The sequence below is a fragment of the Kribbella sp. NPDC026596 genome, assembly GCF_040638415.1.
GTDB lineage: Bacteria > Actinomycetota > Actinomycetes > Propionibacteriales > Kribbellaceae > Kribbella.
Genome location: NZ_JBEZYF010000024.1, coordinates 103,542 through 114,215, shown reverse-complemented (window position 1 = coordinate 114,215; position 10,674 = coordinate 103,542). Strand labels below are relative to the sequence as shown.

Below are 10,674 nucleotides of genomic sequence, written 5' to 3'. Positions count from 1 at the left end.
CTTCGCGCGCTCTGGGGCCACCCCGGCCTGTATTGTGTTGTGGAGGGAGCGAAGCGACTGGAGCGACGAGGGAAGGCCGGGAGCCGAGGCCCCATGACCACGCCGGCGCCGAAGGCCCGGCCAAAAGCACCGTTAGGACGCTAGTGTTCGGCGCCATGTCAGGGCCCTCCTCTGGATCAGGCGGACGGCTCCGTCGGACAGCAGGCCGAGGGCGCCGTACAGGACCAGGCCGACGATGATGATGTCGGTCTGCCCGTACGTGCGGGCCAGTTCCATCATGTAGCCGATGCCGCTGGTGGAGTTGATCTGCTCGACGACGACCAGCGACAACCACGCGCCGGTCACTGCGAATCGCAAACCCAGCAGGAATCCGGGCAGCGCGCCCGGCAGGACCACCCGGCGGATGAAGTCCCGGCGGGACAGGCCGACGGTCTGCGCGAGTTCGACGTACCGGCTGTCGATCGTGCGGAGGCCGTTGTGGGTGTGGATGTAGATCGGCACGAACACCCCGAGCAGGATGGTGACGACCTTCATCGACTCACCGATGCCGAGCCAGAGGATCAGCAGCGGCAGCAGCGCCAGCGACGGAATCGCTCGCTTGATCTGGATCGGTCCGTCCAGGATGGCCTCGCCAAGCCGGGACAGGCCGGACAGCAGCGCGAGTACGACGCCCAGGACGATGCCGAGCGCGAGTCCGAGCAGGGCCCGCTGGGTGGAGGTCCACAGGTTCGACTGCAGGCGGCCGTCGGCAATCAGGTCACCGGCCGTCGTCACCACGGTCCACGGCGCGGACAGCACCCGCTGGTCGATCCAGCCGGTGGCCGATCCGATGCTCCAGATCACCAGCAGCAGAACGGGTCCGATCGCACCTCCGAACCTGATCGGCTTCCCGAGTCCGAGCCGGGGACGCCGGACGGCCTTGGTCCCGGTGGCCTCCCGGGTCCGCAGGCCGGGCAGCGTCGTGGCACTCATTTGGTGGCTCCCTTGATCGCGTCGGCCGCGACCGTCTGGAAGCGCAGGTCGTACAGGTCCTTGGCCTGGATCACCTTGTTGCCGGTCTCCTTGGCGAGCAGTTCGATGGTCTGCTGCTGCCGCTGGATCGCGTCACTCCAGTCCGCGCTGATGTCCGGGTGACCGGCGTTGTCGACCAGCCATTGACCGTCGGCCTCGGTGAGTCCCTGGTCCTTCACGTAGTACCCCTGGATCCACTCCTTGGGGTGCTTGTCGATCCAGTTCTGCGCGACACCCCACGCGGCGACGTACGCGCGGATCGCGGCGGCCTTGCCCGGGTCCTCCAGGGACTCGGTGACCACGTAGAGGTGTCCGGCGTCGTCGCGCAGACCGTGGTCGATCGTGCCGGCCCCGTCCTTGCCGTACTTGGCCAGGTAGCGCTTGATCTGTACGCCGCCGATCGGAGCGACGTCGACCTGCTTGGCGGCCAGCGCGTTGGAGTACACGTCGCCGGTGCTCGGCAGCTCGACCAGCTTCACGTCCTCCTTGGTCAGGCCGGCCTTCTGCAGCACCTTGAGGACGAGGGCGCCCTGCGCCTGACCGGGGCTGTAGGCGATCTTCTTGCCGCGCAGGTCACCCAGCGTCTTCACGCTCACGCCGGGCGCGATACCGAGCTTGTAGATCGGGTGCTCGAGCGGGTCCTTGCGGAACTTCGACGCGACGATCTTCACGTGCAGACCGGTCCAGGTCGCGTGGATCGGCGGGATCTCCGCGACCGAGCCGAGGTCGAGTGCGTGGGCCCGGAACGCCTCGGTGGTCTGCGGACCGCCGCTCAGGTTGGCGAACTGGACGAACTTCGACACCTTGTCGATCTGGCCGGACAGCTTCAGCGCCACCTCGGTGGCCGGGTCGCCGACGACGATCTTGGTGCCGTCCGGGACGGTGGCCGGCAGGGCGGCGTCGAGCGAGAGCTTGGCGGAGCCGCTGCCGGCGTCCGCGGCACCTCCGCAGCCCGCCACCAGGGCGACTGTCGCGAGGGCTGCGGCGATAACGGCGTACTTGGTCCTAGACATGGTGTGCTTTCGGGTCAGAGGTGGCGGTGACGTAGCGGCCGTCGTGGTACAGCAACGGGTCGTGCTCACGTCGTTCGGTATGGGTGGCGAGGCGGGCGACGACCAGGTAGTGGTCGCCCACGGCGAAGCGGTGCTCGACCTGCGCGCGCAGGTAGCTCGGCGCCTCGTCGAGGGCCGGCTCACCGGTGTTCAGGCGGGACCAGCGGGTCGGCTGGGCGAACCGGTCGATGCCACTGGTGGCGAAGCGCCCGGCGATGGCCTGCTGGTCGGCGGACAGGAAGTTGATCACCAGGCTGTTCGCGATGCTGACGGTCGGCCAGCTGGACGCACTGGTGGCGATCGCGAACGAGACCAGCGGTGGCAGCAGGCTGACCGAGACCAGTGAGGTCGCGGTGAACCCGACCGGACCGTGCCCGGCGTCCGCGGTGATCACCACGACACCGGCGGCGTGGCGACGGAACACGGACCGGAACACGTCGGCGTCGACGGTCCGCTCCTCGTGGCGGTCCGGGACGACGGACAACGGCGGACGATCGGACGGGTTGATCGCATGGACTGACATGTCTCTCCCTCGGGTACGGGGGCAGGGACGACCGGCGCAGGGCAGCAGGAAGCACCACAGCCGGGCGGGGTGTGGGAGGCGGTGGTCAGACAGGCCTCGTACGGCGGAATTCCGCCGGGGCAACGCGATACGGCGCAGGTGTCACCGACAGGTGGCGCTCGCCGTCCGCAGCAGATCGATGACGCGACGGCGGGTGAGCAAGGTCGTCGTCATGTCAGCAATCTTCTCATCAATGTCCACTGAGTAACTAGACAATCTCGGAATCCGGACCGGGCACCCTCACATCGGCCGAACCTGATGCGTTCTACTGTCGTGATGGCTCGGGAGAAGGTCGAACTGCCACCGTTCCAGGCGCTCGTCGACGCGCACTGGCGGGACGTGGCGCGGCTGGCGCGCGCCCTGGCCGGGCCGGTGGACGGGGATGACGTGGCCCAGCGCGCCTGGGAGAAGGCGTTCGCGGCCTACCCCGGCCTGACTTCGGCGAAGAACCTGCGCAGCTGGCTGCTGACCATCACGTCCCGGTGCGCGACCGACCTGCACCGCGCCCGCAAACCACAACGCCCGCTCGACGAAGCCCCGCCGATCGCGGTCGACGGCCCGGACGTCGCCGACTGGCCGGACCCCGACCTCTGGCAGGCGGTCAACGCACTGCCCGAACGCCAGCGCTTCGCGATCACGCTGAAATACATCGGCGACCTGGACCACCACGGCGTGGCCGCCGCATTGGATACCACGCCTGCCGCGTCGCGCCGGCTCGTCAGCGACGCCCTCGCGACCTTGCGCACCAAACTCGGAGTAGACGCATGAATGACCTCGAGAGCCGGCTCACCCGGTTCACCACCACAGACCTGAAACCACCGATCCTGCCGGATGCCGACGTCGCCTACACCCTGCACGACACCCCGATCGGCACCATGCTGCTCGCGGTCGCGAACGGCCGGGTCGTCGCCAGCTCCTTCGGCGACGAGGAGTCCATCACCAACCGGCTCGCCCGGGCCGTGTCACCGCGCGTACTGCGGCAACCCGGCGCGCTGGACGACGTACGACGGCAACTGGACGAGTACCTCGCCGGTCGACGGCACGCGTTCGACCTGGAGGTGGATCTCGCCCTGGCGACGCCGTTCCAGCGACTCGTGCTCAACGATCTGCCGCTGCACACCAGCTACGGCCGGACCACGACGTACGGCGCGCTCGCCGGGGAGATCCACAAGCCGAAGGCCGCCCGGGCCGTCGGTACGGCGCTCGGCGCGAACCCGGTCTGCGTCGTCCTGCCGTGCCACCGGGTGATCGGCTCGACCGGCGCGCTCACCGGGTACGCCGGCGGCCTGGAGGCGAAGCGATTCCTGCTGAATCTTGAAGCAAAAAGCTGAGTTTTCCCGGCACCTGGGGAATTGATTTACACTCGCAGAACAAAGGAGCAGATCCCCAATGTGGAGTGGGGATCTGCTTCTTGTTTTCCCTTGCCTGCAAGGGATACGGGGAAGTGAAATGGTTCCGGAAAAGAATTCAGGTCGAGAAACTGACACGTCAGTCAGTGGCCGGCTGGTGGATCTCCAGGATGAGCCGGCGACGCCCGCCCCACTCCCGCTTGTAGACCTTGTAGTCCTCGATCCCCGCGGCCGCGCAGAGCCGGCCGTAGCTGATCTCGTCGTGGATGAAGTGCACGCTGCTGGTGCCGAAGTGCTCGGTGGTGACGATCCGGTGCTCCGGGCCCTGCCGCATCCCGTTGGCGATCTCGGCCGCCGTTGCCGGACCCCAGGCCGGGCCCTCGATGATCGCCACGCCACCCGGCTTCAGCACCCGGGAGATCTCGCAGATCGTGGAGATCTGCTCGTCCTCGGCGAACAGTTCGTGGAACGCGGTCCACAGGCAGATGACCGCGTCGAAGGAGTCCCACTTGTACGGCAGGTCGGTCATCGAGCCGATCGCCCAGTCGATCGACAACTCCTCCTTGGCCGCCATCGCCTGACCGGCCTCGACCAGGTTCGGCGAGATGTCCAGGGCGCGGACGACCTTGCCGGCCTTCCGCAGCGGCAGCGCGATCCGGCCGTAGCCGCAGCACAGGTCGAGCACCGACTCACGCCCGGCCAGCAACTCCTCGACGGCCTTGACGACCGCCGCGTCCCGCTCGGGCGTCGTACGCGCGGCCAACCCGTCCGGGCCGAGTTCCGCGTACTCGGCCCGGCTGCGCAGTGCGGAATTCAGCATGACCGCAAGTATCCCGGTTACTCCGGGTCATTTGTCCAGCGGTCGGCGCCCGATCCGGCCGAGTACGATCGCGGCCAGCATCGAGACGATGATCGAGGTGTACGTCGCGCCGAGCCAGCCAGGCACCGGTTGGTTGTTGAAGAGCCGCTGCTGCAGGTCCAGCCAGAACGGCGACCAGCCGGAGACCGTGCCCGGGTTGACGAGCTGGTAGGCGACGAAGCCGATCACCCAGGCGACCGTGGGCTGCCAGCGGAAGCGCGCCGTACCGGAGACGTCCCAGTTCATCTTGCTGACCACGAAGAAGTCGGCGATCGCGACCGCGAACAGCGGGATGAAGACCGAGCCGATCAGGTAGAGGAACTGCGTGTAGTTGCCCAGGTCAACCATCAGGGCGAGACCGGTGGCGAGCACGCCGATCGCGACCGAGATCCACCGGCGGTCGACGTGGCCGATCAGGTTGTGCGCGGCCATCGTGGTCGAGTACACGTTCGCGTACGCCTCGTCGACCTCGTCGACCAGCAGCACGAACAGCGCGATCGCACCGGCCGGCAGCGTGACGAGCGCGGTGATCACGTCCTCGCTGTTGGTCTGCAGCGTCGCGACCGCGAACACGCCGAGTGCGTAGTACAGGATCGCCGCGATCCCGTAGCCGAGTGACGATCCGGCGAAGGCGGCCTTGTTGGTGCGCGAGTGCCGCGTGTAGTCGGCGGCCAGCGGCGCGAACGACACCACGCCCGCGGCAGCCAGGTCGACGGCCGGCCAGAAGCCGAACACGCTGTCCTGCGGCATAGCCTGCACCGGCTTGCTGAGCACCTGCACGAACAGGTACACCGACGCGATCAGCACCAGCCAGACCATGAACTTCCGCAGCAGTTTCACACTGCCGAGCGGCCGGACCGCCATCGCCGTCGCGATCACCCCGGCCAGTACGACGAACAGCCAGCGCCACCGCTCACTCGTCACCGCGACCGCGGCCTGCGAGATGACGATGATCTCCATCGTGGCCCAACCGACGTTCTGCGCGATGTTCAGCACGGTCGGCGCCATCGAACCCCGCCGGCCGAACAGTCCGCGCAAGCACGCCATCGCCGGCGCACCGGTCTGCGAACCGAACACAGCGGCGCCGCCGAGCACCAGCGCGCCGATTCCGCAGCCGACGACAACCGCGAGCAGCCCTTGCCACAGCGAGCCGGTGTACGCCGCAACCAGCGCACCCGTGACCGGTCCGAACAGAGAGATGCCGAAGTTCCCCCACAGGGTGAACTGGTCCAGGAATCCGAGGGTCCGCGGGGCATCCGTGGTCAGGACCAGCGGTGCCTCGGTCTGGCTGGCAGGACGAACAACAGTACTGGTCATGATGACCCGCTCCCTACGCCGGCATTACCCGGTCAGGTTCAGGCGGTCGGCGACCCAGCTGTCGCCCTCTCAGCCCGCGCAATCGGTGCGAGCTCCCGCAGAGGTTGTTAGCGCCTCAACGATAGCGCCTCAGGTCGTCGGCGGCACCGCGGCAGCTCGCTCTATGAGAGCGGCCATCTCCGGGCCGTTGGTCAGCACCGGCATGTGTGAGCCGGTATCCAGGGTTCGGGCCTCACCATGGCTCAGCTCCGCGAGCTTCTGCACCCAGTCGGCCGGCGAGAGCAGATCGTGTTTGCAGCGCACGATGACCACGGGTGCCTTCACCCGGGTGATGACGGCGGCCAGGTCGTGGTGCCTGGCGGCCTCTCCGGCCCGGGCGATCGTGGAGAGCGTCGTCCGCGCGTACTGCGGGGTGACGACCCGGATGAGCCGGGGTGACTCCGGTACGGCGGATCCGAGCAGGCGGACCGCCCGGTCCAGCCAGCTCGACATGCGGATGTCTCCGGTGGGAGCCGCGAGTACGAGCGCGTGGACCAGCTCGGGGTTGATGACCGCGGTCTCGACCACGATCTGACAGCTGGCCGAGTGCCCGACCAGGACCGACCGCTCCCGGATCTTGTCCGCGAGTGCCACGCCGAGGGCACGCGGATGCAGGTCCTCCCGCGCGCCGGCCGGTTCGCCGTACCCGGGCAGTGTGACCACGTGGTGCGGCGTGATCAGGTGCTCGACCGTCTTGGCGTACGACTCCGGCCCGAGGCCGAGGCCCGGGACCAGGACGACGGGTGCGTTCACTCCCAGGGCGCTTTGGGTGGCGGACCCTGGACGACCGGGTTGCGCACCTCGGGCTTCAGCTCGCGGTACCCGAGGGCCAGGCCGGCGGCGAGGACCAGCAGACCGATGCCGCCCCAGCCGTACGCCGTGGGCAGCCGGTCGACCGAGTCGTCGATGGCGCCCAGTCCGGTGGACAGGACCATGATCAGCCAGACCAGAATCGGGATCGCGGAGACCGCGACCAGCAGCAGACCACCCAGCTCGACCGGGTCGGGCTGGCGCCCGGCCTTGCGACGGGCGAGCACGTCCCGGATCCACATCACGAGCGCGGCCGCGCCGACCACGATCAGCACCAGCTGGCCGATCGTGTCGATCACGTCGGTTCGGAGGGGGTGGTTGAGCGGTGAGCCCGGGGCCTGGGAGATCTCCCGGAGGGCGACCCGCTGGACGGAGACCACGAGCAGGCCGTAGATCGCCGCGACGATCGTGGCGAGCCCGACCACCCGGGCAGCGCGCGGGTCACGGGGTGCGACGGGTTGATCCCGGCCGTACGTCGGGAGCTCGTGCTGCTGTGGATGCGCCGGCGGGCCGTAAGGGGTCCCGGGGCGGTAGGTGGGCGGCTGGGCGTACATGGGTCCTTGGGGCTGAGCGGCGTACTGCGGCTGTCCTTGGGGCAGGCCTTGTTGGGGCGGTGGGGTGCCGTTGTCCGGCTGGGAGCCGTAGGGCTGGGGCTGGGCGTAGGGGCCCGGCTGCGGGTCGGCGTGCGGGCCCGAGCCGTAGGTGCCGCCGCCGTACGGCGTGGGCGGGGCGTAGTGGTGCTCCTCGCCGCTCCGCTCGGGCTCATCGCCCCGGCCGTACGTCGGGAAATCCTGTGACGACATCGCTACCTCCCCTCGGACTCAGCTTCTCACGAACGCGGGGTTGGATCAGGTCGCTTTGATCGTCGGCCAGGCGTTCGGGAGGCAGCCGGCCAGGCCTTTGGTCTGCTGCATCATCACCGGCGCGGGGGTCTTCGCCTTGGTGCAGGTCGAGTGACCATGGCCGAGTGCGTGCCCGACCTCGTGGTTGACCAGGTAGCTCCGGTACAGCGAGACGTCGCCGTTGTACGCCGGGATCGCGTACATCCACCGCTTGGCGTTCAGCACGACGCGGTCCTCGACCCGGCAGGACACCTCACCGCCGGTGTCGAGCGGCAGGCAGAGCTTGTCGGTCAGAGTCGGCGTGGCCAGGATGATCCGCAGGTCCGCGTCCACCTTGTCGGTCCGCTCGAAGTTGACCGGGTGCACCGCCTGCCAACCCCGCGGGTCGGTCAGCGTCTTGTGGATGATCGCCGCAACCGCGGCACCGTTGACCGAGAGCCCTTGCTCGATCTCGACCCGGTACGTCAGCTTGTCCCGTACGCCGCTGGCCTTGTTGAACCCGGGCACCACGGCGAGCTTGCCGGTGGACACGGTGACGTTCGGCTTCGAGCCCTTCGGCTGCCGCGTCAAACTCGGTGCCGGTCGCAACGGAGTCGTGAACCGCTGCGTCGGCGTGACAACCGGAGTCGGTGTACTCACCGGAATCTCGGTCACCGGAGCACTCACCGGCGTATCAGCCACCACGTCAGCCGCCAGACTCCGCCGATGGGTCACATCCGGATGCATCACCACCACGGTGCCCAGCACAGCCAACGCAGTCACCGAGAACCACTGCGCCTTATAAGACTTCCGCCGACTGTGCCGACCACCCCGCCGCTTCCGCCCAGGCACGTCCGCCTGCTGGCCGCTCCGCCGGGTGGTCATGACGATTCACCCTACAGAGCCACACCTACTGGACGAAAGGGCAGTTTCAGCCCCAACCCGACCAACGGACCGAAGGTCGGGCCGACCGGTAGAGTCTGCCAGGATGAAGTCGAGTCGTACAGGCGCTGGGATCGTGGTCCATCACCTGCCGATGGGCAGGGCCTGACGTGCCCCGGCCAGTTCCCACGAAGATCTTCCACTTCACCCGGATCGAGCATCTCCCGACGATCGTGACCAGTGGTCTGCTCTCGGACACACGATCGCAGGAAGCCGGCCTGATGCAGATCGAGATAGGCCAGCAATCGATCAAACGCAGAAGAGCAGAGACCCCGGTGACCGAGCCTCCCGGCGGAATGGTCGCCGACTACGCGCCCTTCTACTACGCGACACGTAGCCCGATGATGCACAACATCCACAGCGGAAAGGTTCCGTCCTACCAGGACGGCTGCGACCGGCTGATCTACCTCGCGACGCACACCCAGCGGCTCATCGAGTCAGGGCTGAAATGGGTAGCGAGCGACCGGAACGCCGTGCTCAGTCACGCGGAGTTCTCGACCAGCGACCGTCGGCTGACAGAGATGATCGACTGGGATGTCATGGAACTCGAGTCCTGCTACCCGGTTCCCGAGCACCCCGACCGTATCGAGCGACGGATGGCGGAGTTCCTGGTCCACGAACATGTTCCCTTCGACGACTTCATCGCCATCGGAGTGAAGACAGATGCACTGAAGGCCGAAGTTGACGACACACTCTCCGCTCACGGATCCTCGCTACGCGCAATTGTCAGACCTGCCTGGTACTTCTAGTGGTGTGGGATGCTGACGCACAGGAGGTGCGGACACGATGATCAGGAATATGACCGGCGATCTACTTCGCCAAGATGCCGATGCCCTGGTCAACACTGTCAACACAGCGGGGATCATGGGCAAGGGCATCGCACTGCAGTTCAAGCGTGCGTGGCCTGAGATGTTCCGGGAATACGAAGCAGCATGTGCCCGCGGCGAGGTCCGCCTAGGACACATGCATGTCTGGAACACCGGCTCATTGACCCCACCTCGCTTCATCGTCAACTTTCCGACGAAGAAGCATTGGCGTTCGCGCTCACGGCTTGCAGACGTCCAGTCCGGACTGGACGACCTCGTCCGGGTGATCGGCGATCTCGGTCTGACCTCGATCGCGCTTCCCCCACTTGGTTGCGGAAACGGCGGACTGGCCTGGGTCGATGTGGAGCCCTTGATCCATCGGGGCCTCGCATCGGTGGCGGATCACGTGGACATCCGAGTGTTTGCACCCGACGGAGCTCCTGATGCGAAGTCGATGGTGAATCGAGAGAAGCCTCCACCGCTGAATCCCACCCGATCCGCGATGCTCGCCTTGATGCACGCCTACGTGCAGTTCACCTTTGCTCCACCGACTCTCGTAGAGGTGCAGAAACTCGCCTACTTCCTCCAACTGAGTGGCCAGGATCTCAACATGGAGTTCACGCCACACATCTACGGCCCGTACGCCGATGCGCTTCGTAGGGCACTGTCGGCGATGGAGGGTCACTACATCACCGGCTTCGGCGACGGCTCGGCGCGGGTAGCCGATGCGGTCGGCATCGACGTGTTGCCAGAGGCGGTCCAGCAAGTGGAAGACTACGTGGCCGATCACCCAGAGACCGCTGCCCGGATATCGGCAGTGATGGAAGAGATCGCTGGATTCGAGAGCGCCTACGGCCTAGAACTTCTAGCTTCGGTGCACTGGGTCATGGCCCATGACGATGCCGCGCGCAACGACCTCACTGCGGCGCACACCGCGGTCCGGCAATGGAGCAAACGGAAGTCCACCTTGTTTACCCGCCAGCACGTCGAGCGCGCATGGCACACTCTCCGCGACCGCGGCCTGGTAGCGGCATCCTGACCATGTCAGTTCGTGTGATGTGTTGCGGGTGTTCCCTCAGTTCGGCTCAGCAGGTCGTCGTGCGATG

12 protein-coding genes and 1 riboswitch are annotated in these 10,674 nt (G+C 67.2%); of the genes, 4 read left to right on the top strand and 8 right to left on the bottom strand.

All coding sequences use genetic code 11. The features are described 5' to 3' along the window. Positions 1 to 132: 132 nt before the first annotated feature. Genes AB0E63_RS21480 through AB0E63_RS21470 form a run of 3 tightly spaced genes read right to left on the bottom strand, consistent with a single transcriptional unit; the run spans position 133 to position 2,586 of the window. On the bottom strand, positions 133 to 972 hold the full coding sequence (locus AB0E63_RS21480) for an ABC transporter permease (RefSeq protein WP_360368762.1): 840 nt from the start codon (positions 970 to 972) through the stop codon (positions 133 to 135). Beyond that, entirely contained in the window at positions 969 to 2,024 is a 1,056-nt protein-coding gene (locus AB0E63_RS21475; protein ID WP_360368760.1) for an ABC transporter substrate-binding protein, read from the bottom strand. Before AB0E63_RS21475 ends, AB0E63_RS21480 begins: the two co-directional genes overlap by 4 nt. After that, positions 2,017 to 2,586, bottom strand: coding sequence for a flavin reductase family protein (locus tag AB0E63_RS21470; protein ID WP_360368758.1), 570 nt, complete (start codon positions 2,584 to 2,586; stop codon positions 2,017 to 2,019). Before AB0E63_RS21470 ends, AB0E63_RS21475 begins: the two co-directional genes overlap by 8 nt. A gap of 315 nt (positions 2,587 to 2,901) precedes the next feature. Between AB0E63_RS21470 and AB0E63_RS21465 the strand changes: the two genes are divergently transcribed. Both AB0E63_RS21465 and AB0E63_RS21460 read left to right on the top strand, forming a co-directional pair. Further along, on the top strand, positions 2,902 to 3,393 hold the full coding sequence (locus tag AB0E63_RS21465; protein ID WP_360368756.1) for a sigma-70 family RNA polymerase sigma factor: 492 nt from the start codon (positions 2,902 to 2,904) through the stop codon (positions 3,391 to 3,393). After that, positions 3,390 to 3,956: a methylated-DNA--[protein]-cysteine S-methyltransferase gene (locus tag AB0E63_RS21460; RefSeq protein WP_360368753.1), complete on the top strand. Its 567-nt coding sequence runs from the start codon at positions 3,390 to 3,392 to the stop codon at positions 3,954 to 3,956. Before AB0E63_RS21465 ends, AB0E63_RS21460 begins: the two co-directional genes overlap by 4 nt. A gap of 157 nt (positions 3,957 to 4,113) precedes the next feature. Here the strand turns inward: AB0E63_RS21460 and AB0E63_RS21455 are convergent, their stop codons facing one another. From AB0E63_RS21455 to AB0E63_RS21435, 5 genes are all read right to left on the bottom strand, one after another. Next, a complete protein-coding gene (locus tag AB0E63_RS21455; RefSeq protein ID WP_360368751.1) occupies positions 4,114 to 4,794 on the bottom strand; it encodes a class I SAM-dependent methyltransferase in 681 nt (226 codons plus the stop codon). Positions 4,795 to 4,821: 27 nt separating this feature from the next. Continuing rightward, positions 4,822 to 6,150 (bottom strand): cytosine permease, encoded by a 1,329-nt coding sequence (locus AB0E63_RS21450; protein WP_360368748.1) that lies wholly within the window; start codon positions 6,148 to 6,150, stop codon positions 4,822 to 4,824. Then, positions 6,144 to 6,259: riboswitch (TPP riboswitch) on the bottom strand. (Overlaps the previous gene by 7 nt.) Before the next feature lie 20 nt (positions 6,260 to 6,279). Further along, positions 6,280 to 6,942 (bottom strand): alpha/beta hydrolase, encoded by a 663-nt coding sequence (locus AB0E63_RS21445; protein WP_360368745.1) that lies wholly within the window; start codon positions 6,940 to 6,942, stop codon positions 6,280 to 6,282. Then, a complete protein-coding gene (locus tag AB0E63_RS21440; protein ID WP_360368742.1) occupies positions 6,939 to 7,802 on the bottom strand; it encodes a hypothetical protein in 864 nt (287 codons plus the stop codon). Before AB0E63_RS21440 ends, AB0E63_RS21445 begins: the two co-directional genes overlap by 4 nt. A 45-nt stretch (positions 7,803 to 7,847) precedes the next feature. Beyond that, positions 7,848 to 8,603: a DUF3152 domain-containing protein gene (locus AB0E63_RS21435; RefSeq protein ID WP_360368739.1), complete on the bottom strand. Its 756-nt coding sequence runs from the start codon at positions 8,601 to 8,603 to the stop codon at positions 7,848 to 7,850. 269 nt (positions 8,604 to 8,872) lie between these two features. Between AB0E63_RS21435 and AB0E63_RS21430 the strand changes: the two genes are divergently transcribed. Both AB0E63_RS21430 and AB0E63_RS21425 read left to right on the top strand, forming a co-directional pair. Further along, positions 8,873 to 9,511: a DUF4433 domain-containing protein gene (locus AB0E63_RS21430; RefSeq protein ID WP_360368736.1), complete on the top strand. Its 639-nt coding sequence runs from the start codon at positions 8,873 to 8,875 to the stop codon at positions 9,509 to 9,511. A gap of 49 nt (positions 9,512 to 9,560) precedes the next feature. Next, positions 9,561 to 10,607: a macro domain-containing protein gene (locus AB0E63_RS21425; protein ID WP_360368733.1), complete on the top strand. Its 1,047-nt coding sequence runs from the start codon at positions 9,561 to 9,563 to the stop codon at positions 10,605 to 10,607. Positions 10,608 to 10,674: the final 67 nt, after the last annotated feature.

Bases quoted from the DNA above. Each gene is read 5' to 3' on its own strand.
- AB0E63_RS21465 (WP_360368756.1), top strand. From the start codon at position 2,902: ATGGCTCGGGAGAAGGTCGAACTGCCACCGTTCCAGGCGCTCGTCGAC.
- AB0E63_RS21470 (WP_360368758.1), bottom strand. From the start codon at position 2,586: ATGTCAGTCCATGCGATCAACCCGTCCGATCGTCCGCCGTTGTCCGTC.
- AB0E63_RS21480 (WP_360368762.1), bottom strand. From the start codon at position 972: ATGAGTGCCACGACGCTGCCCGGCCTGCGGACCCGGGAGGCCACCGGG.
- AB0E63_RS21475 (WP_360368760.1), bottom strand. From the start codon at position 2,024: ATGTCTAGGACCAAGTACGCCGTTATCGCCGCAGCCCTCGCGACAGTC.
- AB0E63_RS21425 (WP_360368733.1), top strand. From the start codon at position 9,561: ATGACCGGCGATCTACTTCGCCAAGATGCCGATGCCCTGGTCAACACT.
- AB0E63_RS21460 (WP_360368753.1), top strand. From the start codon at position 3,390: ATGAATGACCTCGAGAGCCGGCTCACCCGGTTCACCACCACAGACCTG.
- AB0E63_RS21455 (WP_360368751.1), bottom strand. From the start codon at position 4,794: ATGCTGAATTCCGCACTGCGCAGCCGGGCCGAGTACGCGGAACTCGGC.
- AB0E63_RS21440 (WP_360368742.1), bottom strand. From the start codon at position 7,802: ATGTCGTCACAGGATTTCCCGACGTACGGCCGGGGCGATGAGCCCGAG.
- AB0E63_RS21450 (WP_360368748.1), bottom strand. From the start codon at position 6,150: ATGACCAGTACTGTTGTTCGTCCTGCCAGCCAGACCGAGGCACCGCTG.